General features: G+C 58.0%; 17 protein-coding genes and 1 other RNA gene. 12 read left to right on the forward strand and 6 right to left on the reverse strand.

Annotated elements, in window-relative coordinates:
- Positions 1-81 precede the first annotated feature (81 nt).
- Positions 82-177: signal recognition particle sRNA small type (gene ffs / locus Q7T36_RS07340), an RNA gene on the forward strand.
- Positions 178-219: 42 nt separating this feature from the next.
- On the opposite strand, the gene Q7T36_RS07345 is transcribed toward ffs, so the two are convergent.
- Positions 220-1,056 carry an SDR family NAD(P)-dependent oxidoreductase gene (locus tag Q7T36_RS07345; protein WP_304845894.1) on the reverse strand — a complete coding sequence of 279 codons (837 nt, stop codon included), beginning with the start codon at positions 1,054-1,056 and terminating at the stop codon, positions 220-222.
- 115 nt (positions 1,057-1,171) lie between these two features.
- Between Q7T36_RS07345 and dnaX the strand changes: the two genes are divergently transcribed.
- The 11 genes from dnaX to Q7T36_RS07400 all read left to right on the forward strand — a co-directional run bounded on the left by dnaX (position 1,172) and on the right by Q7T36_RS07400 (position 11,159).
- On the forward strand, positions 1,172-3,064 hold the full coding sequence (gene dnaX / locus Q7T36_RS07350; RefSeq protein WP_304845897.1) for a DNA polymerase III subunit gamma/tau: 1,893 nt from the start codon (positions 1,172-1,174) through the stop codon (positions 3,062-3,064).
- A complete protein-coding gene (locus tag Q7T36_RS07355; protein ID WP_304845899.1) occupies positions 3,061-3,390 on the forward strand; it encodes a YbaB/EbfC family nucleoid-associated protein in 330 nt (109 codons plus the stop codon). The genes dnaX and Q7T36_RS07355 overlap by 4 nt, the downstream gene beginning before the upstream one ends.
- Before the next feature lie 3 nt (positions 3,391-3,393).
- Positions 3,394-3,987, forward strand: a complete 594-nt coding sequence (gene recR, locus Q7T36_RS07360) for a recombination mediator RecR (protein ID WP_304845902.1) — start codon at positions 3,394-3,396, stop codon at positions 3,985-3,987.
- 155 nt (positions 3,988-4,142) lie between these two features.
- On the forward strand, positions 4,143-4,559 hold the full coding sequence (locus Q7T36_RS07365; RefSeq protein WP_304845905.1) for an SRPBCC family protein: 417 nt from the start codon (positions 4,143-4,145) through the stop codon (positions 4,557-4,559).
- A gap of 224 nt (positions 4,560-4,783) precedes the next feature.
- The gene (locus Q7T36_RS07370) at positions 4,784-5,716 is read left to right on the forward strand and encodes a hypothetical protein (protein ID WP_304845908.1); all 933 of its coding nucleotides are present in this window, start codon (positions 4,784-4,786) and stop codon (positions 5,714-5,716) included.
- Positions 5,717-6,008: 292 nt separating this feature from the next.
- Positions 6,009-7,154, forward strand: coding sequence for an acyl-CoA dehydrogenase family protein (locus Q7T36_RS07375; protein ID WP_304845911.1), 1,146 nt, complete (start codon positions 6,009-6,011; stop codon positions 7,152-7,154).
- Positions 7,154-8,323, forward strand: coding sequence for a ribonuclease D (rnd, locus tag Q7T36_RS07380; RefSeq protein ID WP_304845914.1), 1,170 nt, complete (start codon positions 7,154-7,156; stop codon positions 8,321-8,323). Before Q7T36_RS07375 ends, rnd begins: the two co-directional genes overlap by 1 nt.
- On the forward strand, positions 8,320-8,631 hold the full coding sequence (locus tag Q7T36_RS07385) for a YcgL domain-containing protein (RefSeq protein ID WP_304845917.1): 312 nt from the start codon (positions 8,320-8,322) through the stop codon (positions 8,629-8,631). The genes rnd and Q7T36_RS07385 overlap by 4 nt, the downstream gene beginning before the upstream one ends.
- Positions 8,631-8,948 carry a hypothetical protein gene (locus tag Q7T36_RS07390; protein ID WP_304845919.1) on the forward strand — a complete coding sequence of 106 codons (318 nt, stop codon included), beginning with the start codon at positions 8,631-8,633 and terminating at the stop codon, positions 8,946-8,948. Before Q7T36_RS07385 ends, Q7T36_RS07390 begins: the two co-directional genes overlap by 1 nt.
- Positions 8,949-8,986: 38 nt before the next feature.
- Positions 8,987-9,826 (forward strand): MoxR family ATPase, encoded by an 840-nt coding sequence (locus Q7T36_RS07395; RefSeq protein WP_304846586.1) that lies wholly within the window; start codon positions 8,987-8,989, stop codon positions 9,824-9,826.
- 154 nt (positions 9,827-9,980) lie between these two features.
- A complete protein-coding gene (locus Q7T36_RS07400) occupies positions 9,981-11,159 on the forward strand; it encodes a VWA domain-containing protein (RefSeq protein WP_304846589.1) in 1,179 nt (392 codons plus the stop codon).
- A gap of 91 nt (positions 11,160-11,250) precedes the next feature.
- Here Q7T36_RS07400 and Q7T36_RS07405 read toward each other — a convergent pair whose 3' ends face one another.
- Genes Q7T36_RS07405 through Q7T36_RS07425 form a run of 5 tightly spaced genes read right to left on the reverse strand, consistent with a single transcriptional unit; the run spans position 11,251 to position 16,214 of the window.
- Entirely contained in the window at positions 11,251-12,246 is a 996-nt protein-coding gene (locus Q7T36_RS07405) for an SGNH/GDSL hydrolase family protein (RefSeq protein ID WP_304845922.1), read from the reverse strand.
- Positions 12,243-14,072 carry a carbamoyltransferase gene (locus Q7T36_RS07410; RefSeq protein WP_304845925.1) on the reverse strand — a complete coding sequence of 610 codons (1,830 nt, stop codon included), beginning with the start codon at positions 14,070-14,072 and terminating at the stop codon, positions 12,243-12,245. The genes Q7T36_RS07405 and Q7T36_RS07410 overlap by 4 nt, the downstream gene beginning before the upstream one ends.
- A gap of 4 nt (positions 14,073-14,076) precedes the next feature.
- The gene (locus Q7T36_RS07415) at positions 14,077-14,229 is read right to left on the reverse strand and encodes a DUF5989 family protein (protein ID WP_304845928.1); all 153 of its coding nucleotides are present in this window, start codon (positions 14,227-14,229) and stop codon (positions 14,077-14,079) included.
- Positions 14,230-14,234: 5 nt separating this feature from the next.
- Positions 14,235-14,642, reverse strand: a complete 408-nt coding sequence (locus tag Q7T36_RS07420) for an SxtJ family membrane protein (protein WP_304845931.1) — start codon at positions 14,640-14,642, stop codon at positions 14,235-14,237.
- Between the two features lie 15 nt (positions 14,643-14,657).
- Entirely contained in the window at positions 14,658-16,214 is a 1,557-nt protein-coding gene (locus Q7T36_RS07425) for an ATP-dependent RecD-like DNA helicase (RefSeq protein WP_304845934.1), read from the reverse strand.
- Between the last annotated feature and the right edge of the window lie 3 nt (positions 16,215-16,217).

Here is a 16,217-nt window from a genome sequence, read left to right on the forward strand (position 1 = left end):
CTCTCCTCGGGCCGGTTCCCAAGCGTCAATCGCTCGCCTATACTGTGCGTCCGCTGTAAGGCGGAACCGTTATGGCAACCCTGCCGGTTCCCCCGCAATGCTAAGCAATGAACCCCGCCAGGACCGGAAGGTAGCAACGGTAATTGTAATGCGTGTGCCGGGGTCGGGCTGGCAGGGGAGCCACCATAACTCCCCCTCGCAACATCCTCAAATAATTTCTTAAAGCGCTTCCACCTGACAAAGTCCGGCGGACACTTCGTACAATTTCAACGCCAGATCTTCATTGCGCGCTCGCGGCGACATCAGCGCCGGCTCCCCCTTGCTGAAATACTTGCCGCTGGTATCACACAGGTGCGGGGCGGTGGACAGCAGCACGGCGGTGCGGGCGCCTTCTTCCGGAGCGGCCAGAAACGGTTTGACCGTCAGGTAGGCGGCGCGCGGCAGGTTGGCATACACCTCTTGCGCGGTGCCGCCGGGATGGAAGGCGTTACTGGTGACCTTGCCCTTTTTCAGGCGTCGGGAAAGCTCATTGCTCAGCATCAGCAGCCCAAGTTTGGATTGTGCATACGCCCGCACCGGGTCATAAAACTTGTCGCCGTGAAAGCTGCCGAAATCGACATTGCCCAGCCAGTGCAGCATGGACGAGGTATGCACAATCCGGGCGCGACCGGCTTCATGCAGCATGTCCAGCAGTAACTGGGTAAGCAGGAAGTGGCCCAGGTAGTTGGCCCCGAACTGCATCTCGAAGCCGTCAAGGGTTTTTTGTTTGGTTAACGGAGCGACGCTGGCGTTGTTGATCAGCACATCCAGTTGGTTGTGGTCTTTTTTCAGGCGGTCGGTCAGCAGACGGATGGAAGAGAAAGAGCTGAGGTCCAGCGGGTAGTGCTTGACGCTGGCGCGGGGGAAGGCGGTGCGGATGTCCTGGCACAACTGTTCGCCGTCTTCCGGCTCACGGCTGGTAAACATCACGCGATGCCCCAGCGCCGCCAGGGCGCGCACGGTGGCGCCGCCAACGCCGCCGTCGCCGCCGGTGACTAATATGGTCTTGGTTTTCATGACACTCCGTGGTTCCGGAAGGGGTCCGGCAGTCCTGGTTCAACAAAACGCTTTAGCCGATTACCTGCATCCGCTACCATAGTCCATCTTTGGCGCTAAGCATTCCAGCATTGGTATGAGTTATCAAGTTCTTGCCCGTAAATACCGCCCTAAAAATTTCGCCGAACTGGTGGGACAGGAACATGTCGCCCGCGCCCTGGGCAATGCCTTGGCCAGCAACCGTCTTCATCATGCCTACCTGTTCACCGGCACCCGCGGCGTGGGCAAAACCACCATTGCCCGTATTCTCGCCAAATGCCTGAATTGTGAAACCGGCATTACCGCTACGCCCTGCGGTGTGTGCTCGTCCTGTACCGAAATCAATGAAGGCCGGTTTATTGACCTGCTGGAAATCGACGCCGCCAGCAACACCGGCGTGGATGATGTGCGCGAAGTCATCGACAACGCCCAGTACGTGCCGACCCGTGGCCGCTACAAGGTTTACCTGATTGACGAAGTGCACATGCTCAGCAAGTCGGCGTTCAATGCGCTGCTGAAAACGCTGGAAGAGCCGCCCGCGCACGTCAAGTTCCTGTTGGCCACCACCGACCCGCAGAAAGTGCCGGTGACGGTGTTGTCGCGTTGCCTGCAGTTCTCGCTGAAGCCGATGTCGGCGGAGCGGGTGATGCAGCATCTGGCCAACGTGCTTAACGCCGAACATATTGAACATGATGATGGTGCTTTGTGGGAATTGGGCCGGGCCGCCAACGGTTCCATGCGCGATGCCCTGTCGTTGACCGACCAGGCCATCGCCTACGGTAACGGCGTGCTGCGTGAAGGCGAAGTGCGGGACATGCTGGGGGCGCTGGACCGCGATGTGGTGTTCCGGGTGCTGGAAGCCGTGGGGGCCGGTGACGCCGCTGCGCTCATGGAGGTGATTGACGCCATGGCGGCGCAGAGCGTGGACTTTTCAGCAGCCTTGGGCGCGCTGATTTCCGCCCTGCACCGGGTGGCGCTGGCACAGTTGCTGCCGGACGGCGTCGACAACAGTGAGGGCGACCGCGAGCGGGTGCTGGATCTGGCCGCTTCGCTGACGCCGGAAGATGTTCAGCTTTATTATCAGATCGCCTTGCATGGCCGTCGTGACCTGCCGCTGGCGCCGGGGCTGCGGCAGGGTTTTGAAATGTGCTTGTTCCGGATGCTGGCGTTCAAGCCGGTGCCGGGCGGCGGCCCCGATTCCGGCAAGCGCAGTCCGGGCGCTGCGGCCAGACCGTCAGCCGGTGTTCCCGCGCGTGCGCCGGCGCGGCCTGCGGCATCTGCGCCGGTGCAAGCCGTCTCGGTTCCGGTTCCGCCTGCCGCTTCTTCGGTCAAGGCTTCACCGCCCGTTTCCGTGCCGGTTGTGAACAGGGTGGAGAACCAATCCCTGTCAGTTGCATCCGTTCCGGCGGCCATTCAGTCTTCCCCGATTACTCAAAAACCCGTATCGACCCCGGTGACGGCAAGGGTTGAAGCGACCCGGCCCGCAGCGGCAGCGGACTCCGCGCCGCCTTGGGCAGTGGAGCCGTCGGCTCCGTCCGAGCCGCCCAAAACCGCCACCATCCTCCCGTTTCCCGTCGCTCCGGTGGTGGAGCCGGAAACCGGGGACTGGACGCCGGAAGGCTGGTCGGCCTGGGTGGTGCGCAGCGAACTGAGCGGCATGGCGCTGAACCTGGCGCGTCACCTGCTGCTGACCGGCAGTCGCACCGGTGAAGCGGTGATGGAGTTGTCGCCGCGTCATGAAATCATGGCCAACCGTGCGCTGGACACCTTGCTGGCGTTGCTGCAGCAGGATTTCCCGCAGATGCAGGTGCGGCGCGAAGCCCGTGAACCTTCCGGCCCCACGCCGCTGGAAATTGAACAGGAGCGGCAGCGTGCCGAGCGCGCTGCCGCCAAAGAGGCTTTTCTGGCCGATGGCGCCGTGCAGGCACTGATACAGGCTTTTGATGCCCGATTGTTGGATGAAACCCTTGTGATTGGAGAAAAACGATGAACATCAACCAGTTGATGCAGCAAGCCCAGAAGATGCAGGAACAGATGCAGAAGAAGATGTCACAGGCTCAGGAAGAACTGGCCAAGACGGAAGTGATTGGCGAATCCGGTGCCGGGCTGGTCAAGATCACCATGACCGGCAAGCATGACGTGAAGCGTGTAGCCATTGATCCTGAGTTGCTTAAAGAAGACCAGGAAATGCTGGAAGACCTGCTGGCCGCCGCCGTCAATGACGCCGTGCGCAAGGTGGATGTGCTGACGACCGAGAGAATGGCCGGTGCAACCCAGGGTCTGGGCCTGCCCCCCGGCATGAAGCTGCCGTTCTAAGTCATGTTCAGCCCGCTGGTCAGTGAGCTGATCCAGGCCCTGCGCGTGCTGCCGGGCGTGGGTCCCAAGTCGGCGCAACGCATGGCGCTGCATCTGCTGGAGCGTAACCGCGCCGGCGGCATGCGGCTGGGCGATGTGTTGCTCCAGGCCATGACCGATATTGGTCATTGCCAGACCTGCCGCACGCTGACCGAGGAGCCTGTTTGCCGCCTGTGCGCCAATACAGCCCGTGACCGTGGCCTGCTTTGTGTGGTGGAGTCTCCGGCCGATGTGCTGGCCATTGAGCAAAGCGGCAGTTATCGCGGCTTGTATTTCGTGCTTGCGGGGCATTTGTCGCCGCTGGACGGCATCGGCCCGCGTGAGCTGGGCATTCCCGACCTGATGGAGCGGCTGGGGCAGGGCGAGGTGCGGGAGTTGATCCTGGCCACCAATGCCACGGTGGAGGGCGAAGCGACCGCCCATTACATCCGGGAGTCCTGCCGGGAGTCCGGTTTGCAGGTGACCCGCATTGCCCATGGCGTGCCCTTGGGGGGGGAACTGGAAGGGGTCGACAGCCATACGCTGGCGCGCGCCCTGAACCAGCGGCAGTTGCTGTGACCCTCGGCGGCGGCATGGTTTTGCCGGAAATTTAGACGTTTGTGAATGATTATTCCGCTTTTGTGCGGTGTCGTCTTGACGCCGTTCCTTCAATATGAAATACCGTTCACCGGCACGATGGTGCCAATTTCTATCCATTTGCCGAGGAGTCTGTCATGGCGCAGCAGAAAGTAGTGGTGGTTCGTGAGTTTTCACTCCCGGTGGAGGCCATTTTTGCCGAGTTGGCGGACCACAATAACCTGAAGAGGGTTTTCGGGATTCCGGTGAAGCGCATTCAGGACGGGCAGGGCGATGTCAACGGTGTGGGTTCCACCCGGCGTATGGGGTTGTTCCATCCGTTGGCGGTGGACGAGACGGTGGTGGCTGTGACGCCGAACAGTTCGATTGATTATGTGATTTCCAAGGGTGGTTATCCTATCCGCAATCATCATGGGCGTCTGGATTTCAGTGCTACGGCCAAGGGTTCGCGGGTGCAGTGGGTGATTGAGTTTGATTCGCTGCCGGGGGTGGGGCCGGTGTTGAAGTTTGTGTTGGGGCAGGCGCTGGGGGTTGGGTTGAAGCGTTTGGGGTGAGTTCTTCGGGCTTTTGGGGCCGGGGGGATGATGGGGAAGGGCGGCCTGCGGGTTGCCCTTTTTGTTTATGGGTAAGGCTTGGCGCGTTACGCAAGCGGCCGGTTTGACGTGGAGGTTAAAGTCCTCTATACATTCGGTAATGGGGTCTTGGGCAACCGGGATGGGCCAGCTGATAAGCATATTGTGATAATGGTGTTGTTAATATTTTGAAGTAGGTGAGTGCTTTGAATTCAAATAATGAAGATATAGGGAGTTCGTTTATTAAGTTGATTGTTATGATCTTTGTCGCTATTTTTATTACCATTCTGTTGTCGCTGTGCAGCTTAAGCGAGAAAAGGCATCAGCCTGATGATAATACTCCCGTTTCTTATTGGCTTAATGAGCGCAATGGCTGCACGAATGAGTGGAGTAAGGCTTGTGTCCAAAGTCGCTGTGTGACAAACAGTGCAAGGGCTATTGTTCGTTCAGGAAGGCCATATCCTAATGAAGTTAGGGATAAAAATGGAAAGCTTGTCAGGTATGATGTTTGGGTTGGAACTCATTTGTATGAGATGAATCCAGAAGATTACCTGTTCCAATGGACTGGTGGGCCAAAGTCTGATCCGTCTGCATATCATTATTTTTCAAACTCAGTCGGAAATTTCTTGGGAGTGGATGAGCCAAAATTCAAAGATCCAAAGGTGGGTGGAACTTTATTTGGGATGATATCCTGTACAGATAATTTAGATATCATAAAAAGAACTCAGGCTAGAACTGTAGCGGCAACAAGTGTAGGAAAAGCTGTTGAAGTGGCAAAGAATGATTATTCAAGTGCTTTTAGTGGTGCTTATACTGTTCAAATTCAGGATCGTAAGGATCTTGGGATGGTAGAGATATTGGCCAAAAGTAATAGATTTCGCGAAGTATTAGCAACATATGTACCCTATCAAAAACCGATGGTGCAGTTGATTGATGGAAAGCCGTACTACGGCCGAATACGTTGTGATAGACGTTATGATCCTAATGCGGATTTTGACTCAGCTTCGCATTGTAGTACTATATTGTATCTTGATGATAACTATGAGTTTAGTGTGCAGTTGTACCAGCAGTTCATGCCCTATCTACCAGCAGTGCACGAGCGAATACTGACCATTCTGAAGTCGTCAAAGAGGAATTAATTTTGCCAAGTCAAGTGTAACTGAATAGCGCCCAATTACTTCGGGCTAATGAGCTTTCGGTTCGGAAAAGAATGACAAAGCGATATTAATTCTGTGTAACCAAGCCGATTCGTCCTTGCCGAAATATCCCGACCTCGCACGCCCCCAACCCCGCCAAGCACCCACCCCTTGAAGTGACAATTCCCCCTCCATTGTGTTTGCCGGACAACTGTCCAAAAAACACCAACCAACCGCTTGGTATGGTCAACAAAACATGGCAGACTCGGCCCAAAATGACCCGGAGACACAGACCATGGCCCTCTATACCCCCTACTTCAGCGAAACCCACCAGGAAGTCCGCCGCACCGTCCGCAAGTTCGTGGACCAGCACATCAAACCCTTCATCAACGAATGGGAAGAAGCCGGAACATTTCCCCGTGAACTGTACCTGAAAGCAGGTGAAGCCGGACTGCTGGGTATCGACCACCCCGAAGAACTGGGCGGTTCCGGTCCCGACATCTTCATGAAAATCGCCGCCAGTGAAGAACTGATGCGCGCCGGTTCCGGCGGCCTGGTGGCCAGCCTGGGATCGCTGGATATCGGCCTGCCGCCCATTGAAAACTGGGCCGGTGACGAAATGAAGCAGCGCATTGCGCCCGCCGTGCTGCGCGGAGAAAAAATCGCCGCGCTGGCCATCACCGAACCCTCCGGCGGTTCCGATGTCGCCAACCTCAAGACCCGTGCCGTCGACATGGGCGACCACTACCTCGTCAGCGGCAGTAAGACCTTCATCACCTCCGGTTGCCGCGCCGACTATTACACCGTAGCCGTGCGCACCGGCGGAGAAGGGTTTGGCGGGGTCAGCTTGGTGCTGATGGAGAAGGACATGCCCGGATTCACCGTCGGCCAACCGCTGAAAAAGATGGGCTGGTGGGCCAGCGACACCGCCGAATTGTTCTTTGATGAAGTCAAAGTGCCGAAAACCAACCTGATCGGCATGGAAAACGGCGGTTTCTTCGTAATCATGAGCAATTTCCAGAAAGAACGCTTAAACTTGGCGGTCATGGCGAACATGACCGCACAACTGGCGCTGGAAGAAAGCCTCAAGTATGTGCAGCAACGGGTGGCGTTCGGAAAGCCGCTTGCGAAGATGCAGGTCATTCGTCATAAGCTGGCGGACATGGCAACCGAACTGGAAGCCAGCCGTGAGTTTACCTATCGGGTAGCGGCACAAATTGCTGACGGCATTCCGGCTGTCCGGGAAGTGTCCATGGCCAAGAATTTCGCCACGCAAGTCAGTGACAAGCTCACTTACGAAGCGGTGCAGATCTTCGGCGGCATGGGATTCATGCGCGAGAGCCTTGTCGAGCGCCTGTACCGGGATAACCGGATTCTTTCCATTGGTGGCGGTACCCACGAAATCATGAACGAGATTATCGCCAAACAATTGGGATTGTAATGTCCTGGGAACTGCTTACAGAACAACAGCTATTTCAGCAACGGGTCAGGGATTGGGCGGCTGCCGGCCGTCTGGCCCTCGACACCGAGTTCATTCGGGTTGATACCTTCAACCCCCGGGCTGCCCTCATTCAGGTGAATGACGGCAGCCAGGTCACGTTGGCTGACCCCCTCACGCTGGACATTTCCGAACTGGGCAATGTCCTGTGCAACCCCGAAACCCTCAAGATTTTCCATGCCTGCAGCGAAGACATTGAAGTCTTCAACCTGTTGTTCCCCAAACAGCGCATCACCCGTGTCTTTGACACCCAGATCGGGCTGGCCTTTCTGGGTTACGGCAATCAGGTGGGCTATCAAAAAGCACTGCAGGAATGCCTGAACATCAGCATCAGCAAGGCGGAAACCCGCTCGGACTGGCTGATGCGGCCGTTGACGCCCGATCAGCTGCAATACGCCGCCTTTGATGTGGAATACCTGTTCCCGCTTTACGATTTCATCCGTGAACGGCTGGAGCAACGCCAGTTGCTGGACTGGTGCGAAGCCGATTGCGCCTTGATTCTGGAGGAGATGGGGGCGCCGCCGGTGCTGCGCGACCTTTACCTCTCGTTCAGCAATGCCTGGAAGTTTACCCGGCAGCAGTTGGCGCTGTTGCAGATGCTGACCATCTGGCGGGAAGGCGCGGCGCGGATTCACAACATTCCGCGCACCTTCGTGCTGAAGAACCATACCTTGCTGGATATCGTGGAGCGGCAGCCGCACAGCCTGCCGGCGTTGTCCCGCATTCAGGACCTTCATCCCCGCACCTACCAGAAACACGGCCCCATGATTCTGCAACTGGTGAAGCAGGCGGAAGAGAAGCCGCTGGCGCAGTGCCCGCCGCTGATGCCCTTGCCCCTGCCGCGCGCCGCCAAGTCGTTGTATGACCGCTTGCGCCAGGTGTCCGAGGCCATTGCCGTGAAGCATCAGGTGCCGGCGGAAGTGCTGCTGCGCAAGAAATGGCTGGATGCGCTGGTGCTGGGTTATGTGGACGACGGCGAGTCAGCGGTATTGCCTTCCGCCTTGAAGGGCTGGCGGCATGATATCCTGACACTTCCCTTGCTGGAGGTGCTGGACGATGAGTCTGCCTCCGTTGCCAACTGGCGCCGTTACCGTCACCGGGAAGATTCATGAGCAACAAACCTGAAATCTGCGATATCTACAAAAGTCCCAAAAAGGACGAAATGTACCTCTATGTCCGTAAGGCGGATGGCCTGAAGCGTGTGCCGCAAGCCTTGCTGGACATGTTCGGCCGTCCCCGTCATTACGTGACCATGATGCTGACGACGGAGCGGAAGCTGGCCCGCGCCGAAGCACCGAAGGTGCTGTCCGAGATGGCTGATAAAGGCTTTTACCTGCAAATGCCGCCCCAGCGTGAAGATTACATGCTCGACCTTTTCCGCCCGGATGAAAGCAAGTATCAACAGGGGGAAGGTGAGTAATGTTCGGCTACCTGATTGCCTGGATCGTGTATCTGGCCACGGCCGTGGTCTTGCTGCGGGTTTTCCGTCGTCATTTCATGCCGATGCTGCCGCCAGGATGGCGTCCGGTTTCTGCGGGCTTGCTGGCCGTGGTGCTGTTTACCCCATGGCCGATTGATGGTGATACCTGGCTGCCTGCACCCGCCATTATTGCCGTGGTTTTCAACCTGATGGAAAGGGACGTACTGGGGGTGCTGAAAAGCCTGTTCCCCTTGTTGCTGCTCTCGACACTGGTTTGTAGCGTTGCCTGGTGGAAAAGCCGCAGGGCAGAATCCTGAAAACGTTCCCGATGCCGGAACCTGAAGAGGAAGTGAAGATGCGTTTTGACGGTTCAATGACCTATGTGGCCACCGACGACCTGAAGATGGCCGTCAATGCCTCCATCACCCTGCAAAAGCCGCTGATCATCAAGGGCGAACCCGGTACCGGCAAGACCATGCTGGCCGAGGAAGTGGCCGCCGCGCTGGGCATGCGCCTGATCCAGTGGCACATCAAGTCCACCACCAAGGCGCATCAGGGCCTGTATGAATACGACGCTGTTTCCCGTCTGCGCGATTCGCAGCTGGGCGACGACAAGGTGTATGACATCCGCAACTACATCAAGAAGGGCAAGCTGTGGGAAGCCTTCGACAGTGAAGAGCGGGTGGTGTTGCTGATTGATGAAGTCGACAAGGCCGACATCGAGTTCCCCAACGACTTGCTGACCGAACTCGACAAGATGGAATTCCATGTTTACGAGACTCAGGAAACCATCAAGGCCAAGCATCGTCCCATCGTCATCATCACCTCGAACAACGAGAAGGATTTGCCGGACGCTTTCCTGCGCCGCTGCTTCTTCCATTACATCGTCTTCCCGGATCAGGACACGATGAAGAAGATTGTCGATGTGCATTATCCCGGCGTGGAGTCGAGGCTGGTGCGCGAAGCCATGGAAATCTTCTTTGAACTGCGCAAGGTGCCGGGCCTGAAGAAGCGTCCGTCCACCTCCGAGCTGATTGACTGGCTGAAGCTGCTGATGTCCGACCATATTCCTGAGGACATCCTGCGCAACCGCGACACCCGCAGCGCCATTCCGCCGTTGTACGGCGCGTTGCTGAAGAACGAGCAGGATGTTCATCTGCTGGAGCGACTGGCGTTTATGTCGCGTCGGGGTTAAGACCCGCTGTTCTCCCTCTCCCCTTGTGGGAGAGGGCCGGGGAGAGGGGTGCGGAAAGTGGCCTGAACACCATCAGTTCTGTAGCCGCCTCAGCACCCCTCTCCCTAACCCTCTCCCACAAGGGGAGAGGGGATTCTTGACCGGAGAGTCCGTGATGCTCCTCAATTTCTTCTTCACCCTCAAGCAGTACAAGGTGCCCGTCTCCGTGCGGGAATACCTAGACCTGTTGCGCGCATTGGATGGAGGCTTGGCCTTTGCCAGCGAGGAAGAGTTCTACAGTCTCGCCCGCGTGGTGCTGGTCAAGGACGAAAAGCATTTCGACAAGTTCGACCGCGCCATGAAGCATTTCTTCGACGGCCTGGCGACCATGGAGAACCCGCTGGACAACCTGACCTTGCCGGAAGACTGGCTGCGCAAGGAAGTCGAGAAGCATCTGTCGCCCGAAGAGCTGGCCGAGTTGCAGAAAATGGGCTCCCTCGACAAGCTGATGGAGGAGTTCAAGAAGCGGCTGGAGGAGCAGCACAAGCGTCATCAGGGCGGCAACAAGATGATCGGCACCGGCGGCACCTCGCCGTTCGGGGCTTATGGCGCCAATCCCGAAGGCATCCGCATGGCGGGGCCGTCGCGCAACAAGAGCGCGGTCAAGGTCTGGGAAAAGCGCGAGTTCAAGAACCTCGACGATTCGCAGGAGTTGGGCATCCGCAATATGCAGGTGGCGTTGCGCCGCCTGCGCCGGTTTGCGCGTCAGGGCGCGGCCGAAGAACTGGACATTGATGACACCATCCGTTGCACCGCGCACAATGCCGGCCTGCTGGACATCAAGATGGTGCCGGAGCGCCGCAACCGCGTCAAAGTGCTGATTTTCTTTGATATCGGTGGGTCCATGGACCCGTATGTGCAGGTTTGCGAGTCACTGTTCTCGGCGGCGCGCACCGAGTTCAAGCATCTGCATTATTACTACTTCCATAACTTCATTTATGAAAGCGTGTGGCAGGACAACAACCGCCGCTGGTCCGAGCGCATGCCTTTGTGGGATGTGATGCATAAATACGGCCCGGATTACCGGGTGATCTTTGTCGGGGACGCAACGATGTCGCCTTACGAGATCATGTCGCCGGGCGGTTCGGTGGAGCACTTCAACGAGGAAGCCGGGGCGGTGTGGATGCAGCGGGTGACGCAGCATTTCCAGAAGGTGGTGTGGCTGAATCCGGAGCCGGAGAAGAGCTGGGCGATGACGCAGTCGATCCAGGTGGCGAAGAAGCTGATGGAAGACCGGATGTATCCGTTGACATTGCAGGGGATTGAGGCGGCGACGCGGTATCTCAGCAAGTAGGTGGTTCTGATTTCAACGACCCCTTCGCATTCTGCTCCCTCAAAACCCTGACCTCCCGCTTTCCCCCGTGAAGTTGCCGGCTATACGATGATCAAGTCTGCGGGTCGGGGCACATCCGCAGGTAGTCTTTTCCTTTCCAATTCTCCCCTTTGGGGAGATCCCCCCGCATGCCCCGCCGCAAAATTTCTGCAAGATCCCGGGCGATCAAGGCGTGCAATTCCGCAGAGGGGTGGGGGTCCAGCATGTTGACGACCCTGCGTTTCTGCGGCAGGGAAGAGGCCAGTGGCGAAACATCAAAAAGCACGCTGCCGGGGCGGCAATGGGTCAGAAAGTGCGCCCCGATGCGTTGCACATAACGCTGACTGCGCGCCAACGCTGCATCGGAATGCAGGAACGGAAACACCAGGAAAATGATCCGGCTGTTGTTGGCGTACATGGCATCGTGCAGGGAGTTGAGGTCGTTGGCGTGGGCCTCGAAGCGGGGGGTGTCTTCATAAGCCTGGAACAAGGCCTCAATGTATTGCCGTCCCCAACTGTTAATCATTTGATAGTTCTGGATGGAATTGGCAATCTCGGAATAGTCTGACAGCGCCGCCAGCAGAGCGGGCGGACGCCAGCCGGGCCGGACGATATGATCTTCAATGTCATTGCCGAAATACTGGTGCACCACCCAACGGTTGCGGATGCCGGTGTTGCTGACAAACTGCCGGTAGGTCTGATACTCACTGCGCGTTGAGCCACCATTGAGTCCAATGTTGAAGAAGTTGGCGCGGCCTTGGAATGCCTTTGCTGTTTGGTAGTAATAGGTTTCCTCAAACAGTACGCCATGGCCGGACGTGAAGGAGTCACCCACGAATACCACTTTGCTGAAATAACCTTTCCCCCGGATGCTGAAATCCCGGAAGCCCAGTTCATTGATGGGCTTCCAGTGTTCAGCGAACCAGCGCTGGCTGGCTTTCCCCGTTCCGGTGGCATTAGAGAAGCTAAGGTTTCGGAGCAGTATTTCAACAACTCCTATGGCAATAGCCAGAGACAGTACGATGGTCAGCGCCAAAAATCCGGCGCGCTTGCGGGAGGAAAGAGTCATGGTCTGGCAACCGAAAGGGGAGGAAGGGTCTGGTTGTTCTTGTCCAACCAGGCATTGCCGATCACAAGGAGATCGAGTCCGGTCGCCATGAAACAGCGGTAGGCATCCCCCGGCGTCAGCACCATGGGCTCGTTCCGGACATTGAAGGATGTATTCAACAGGATCGGACAGCCCGTAATGGCGGCAAAACTTTGCAGCAGGGCGTGGAAGCGCGGGTTATGGGTTTGCTCAACCGTCTGGACTCGTGCGGAATAATCCACATGAGTAACAGCAGGGATTGAGGAACGAATTTCCCGTAGCGTGGCCTCCACCGAGAATGGGACGGCTTCAGGGTCGGAGTGCGGCGCCAGGCGGCGACCGGGCAACAGGGGGGCAGTCAGCAACATGTAAGGACTCTCGCCGGACAAATCATACCAATCTGCGGCATGTTCACGGAGAATGCTGGGCGCGAAAGGCCTGAAGGCTTCCCGGAATTTGATGCTTTGGTTAACGCGCTCCCAAGCGTTGGGGGAGCGAGGATCGGCAAGGATGGAGCGGTTCCCGAGCGCACGCGGGCCAAACTCCATGCGGCCCTGATGCCACCCGACGATCCTCCCTTCGCTGATAGCACGTGCTGTGCTGTCCACCAGCAAGGTGTCGTCCTCCACCCAAGTGTAGGTCGCACCCAAGGTGTCAAGTTCGTGACGGATTTGCTCAGGGCTGTAAGCCGGCCCCAGCAGCGCCCCTTGCATCAGGTCGCCTGACGGTGTGTGGCGGGGAAGCTCCAGCGCCAGATGCTGGGCAGCCAAGGCGGCCCCGAGGGCTCCACCGGCGTCCCCGGCGGCCGGTTGTACCCAGATGTCCTCAAAAATGCCTTCACGCGCCAACCGGCCGTTGGCCACACAGTTGAGCGCCACCCCACCCGCCAGACACAAGCGGGGCAAGCCGGTGCTTTGCCGGATATGCCGCGCCAACGTGAGGATTGCTTCTTCTGTAACTGATTGGATTGACGCGGCGAGATCGGCATGGCGCTTCATGAGAGCTTCTTTGGCGGTGCGGGGAGGACCGCCAAACAGCGCATGGAAACGGGGCGTGGTCATGGTTTCGCCCGTACAGTAACTGAAGTAACGCATGTCCAGCCGGAATGAGCCATCGTCCTTAAGGTCAATCAGGTGCTGGCGGATCAGGTCGGCATACAACGGGCGACCATAGGGTGCCAAGCCCATCATTTTGTATTCGCCGCTGTTAACCTCGAAGCCCAGATACTGGGTAAAAGCGGAGTAGAGTAGTCCGAGTGAATGCGGGAACCGAATCTCGCTTATAAGATCCAGCCGATAGCCGCAGCCGGCAGCAACGGAGGTGGTGGTCCATTCCCCGACACCATCCAGAGTCAGAATGGCTGCTTCCTCGAATGGTGACGCAAAAAAGGCGCTGGCGGCATGGCTCAAATGGTGTTCCGAGAACAACAGCCGCGACTTCCAGTCCACCTGTTCACCCATGACCCGCCGGAGTTCGCGAACCAGGGTGATCTTCTGGAACAGTTTGTCCTGAGTCCAGGCAGGCATGGCGCGGCGGAACTGGTTGAAGCCCTGTGGCGCGAAGGCCAGCCAGGTTTCCAGCAGACGTTCGAACTTCAGGAAAGGTTTGTCGTAGAACGCGACATAGTCAATGGCATCCGGCAGACAGCCTGCGCTTTGCAGGCAGTAGGCAATGGCTTGTTCGGGAAAGCGGGCATCGTGCACCCGGCGGGTGAAACTTTCCTCTTGGCAGGCGGCGACAATTACGCCATCTCGTAGCAGGCAGGCGGCGGCGTCATGATAGTAAGCCGAGATTCCCAGGATAAGCATTGAGTCAGTAAAGGGTGTAGATAAAGGGCGACATGATGGACCCCTGGGCCAAGACGAACAGCATGCCTATCAGTAGCAACAGGAAAATAACCGGTAGCAGCCATAACTTGCGCCGCTGACGGAGGAACTCCAGGAATTCCGTGAGAAAATCAATCATGGCGCTCAGAACTGTTTCCGGAAGTTTTTCAAGGAGGGAGGAGCTTCGCGGCGTGAAATCCAATAGCCATGCTCAGGATTATGTTGCCGCAGGCGCAACTCATCCCGGCCTGCCAGCCGTGTCAGTACAGCCACGGGGGTGATCAGCAGGAAATAGATGGCGGCGAGGGCCACTGTGTTGGAAACCAGGCCAAGCACAAGACCGATGCGCATCCAGCCCCGGTTCAAGGGCCGCCACCAAGCTGGCCGGAACAGGGTGACGCCCCCGGCGATTGCAGTGGCGGCAATGGCGGCCGCTGCGCTCGTCATGGAGCCCTGATGGCCTGCATAGAGGGCCATGCCCAAGGTCAGGGCGACCACCAGCAGTCCGAAATGGGCATCGGGGGGCAGGGCGGAGTCATTATCAGCCATCATGCTTGAACCTGTTTGTCAGCGGTCATGCGCGGCATTCTTGGGATTGTTGTTGTCGGGCGATTGTAAAGCAGGTGATACACCTTGTAACCACCCCTTTGCATTCTGCCCCCGCAAAACCCTGACCTCCCGTTTCCCCCGCGTAATCGCCGTATAAAGCCAGCGCAACTGACTGGTATAGCTGCCCTGCAAATACCCCGGCACATCCACAATCGCAGTCTCCCATTCCCCGCCTTGCGCCTTGTGGCAGGTCAGCGCATAGCCATATTTCACCTGCAAGGCATTCAAATACGGGTCATTCTGGAACGCCCCGCTGATCTGCGCCGGTGTCAGTTTTTCCGCGCGGATACGTTGCTTGAAATCCGTAACCAGCGCTTGACGCTCTTCATCCGTCGGCCCGGCCAGCGGTGAATGCAGCAGGTTTTCCAGAATCAGGCATTCCTGTTCCATCCGCCCGTGCAGTAACGAGTGATAGGCCACCTTCACCTGCCGGAACAGCAGCGTCACCTGTTTCGGCATCGGCCGCTGTTTCAGGCGCACCATCACCAGCCGGGTTTCCTGCGGGCCCACTTCCAGTACCTTCACCAGATCGCCGTTCAGCAACTGCGATTCGGAGTTGTTCTGGTTCACCATCAGGATATCGCCGGGCTGCAGGGGCGCAAACATCGACTGGAAACGCTCACGACGCACCTTGCGGTTCAGCTCCAGCGCCCGCTTGTTGGAATGGGTAATGATAATCGAAGCGCGGCCCGACATATGCCCGGCCCGATACCGCGTCGCCTCCTCATCCCCGGCCAGATAGCGCCAGTCGTCGGCGGGTGGTAGCCAGTCCACGGGGTCGGGTGCGCCGCTGATGATGCTGTCACGCAAACGGCTGGCCTGTTCCAGGATATGGCTGCCTTGCTGCTGGCGCACAATCGCAGTCAGTTCCACTTCCCGTGCCCGCAGGCCGAAGAACTTTTCAATATGCTGCGCAAACAACGCCATCGACACCGTTTCACCCACAGGCGGCAACTGGGCGGCATCTCCCACAAAAATGACGCGATTGCCGCTTAACAGGCCGCTGGTCAGCCCTGACCAGAACAGGAAGTCACTCAGCAACTGCCCCGAGCCATACTGCGTAAACAACGACGCCTGACCCACCGGCAACGGGCTGCCGTTGGCCAGCATCGAGGCTTCGTCAATGATGATCACGGTGTTTTCCGGACCTTCCTGCGACAGGCTGAAACGCACGTTCAGACCGCTGTCTCCGCTCATCTCGACGCTGGCAAACTCGTAAATGATGGAGTGGACAGTCTGGGCGCCTTCACCCGTGGCCATGCCCAGAATGCGCGCGGCGCGGCCGGTGGAGGCCAGCAACAGGTAGTCTTGCTGCTGCTCGCGCAACAACTCCAGCAGGCGCGAAACCAGCGTGGTTTTCCCGGTGCCCGCATAGCCGCGCAGAATAAAGCAGGGGTCGTCGCTGTCGAGGAATTCGCGCATGGCTGCGAGAGCGGCGTCCTGTTGCGGCGTCAGTTGAAGGGCTGGGAGAGTCGGGTTATTCAATAAAGTCTCGTTCGGCGGAGCAGTACGCATGCA

Origin of the sequence: Fluviicoccus sp. (assembly GCF_030646115.1) — a bacterium.
Lineage (GTDB): Bacteria > Pseudomonadota > Gammaproteobacteria > Pseudomonadales > Moraxellaceae > Fluviicoccus.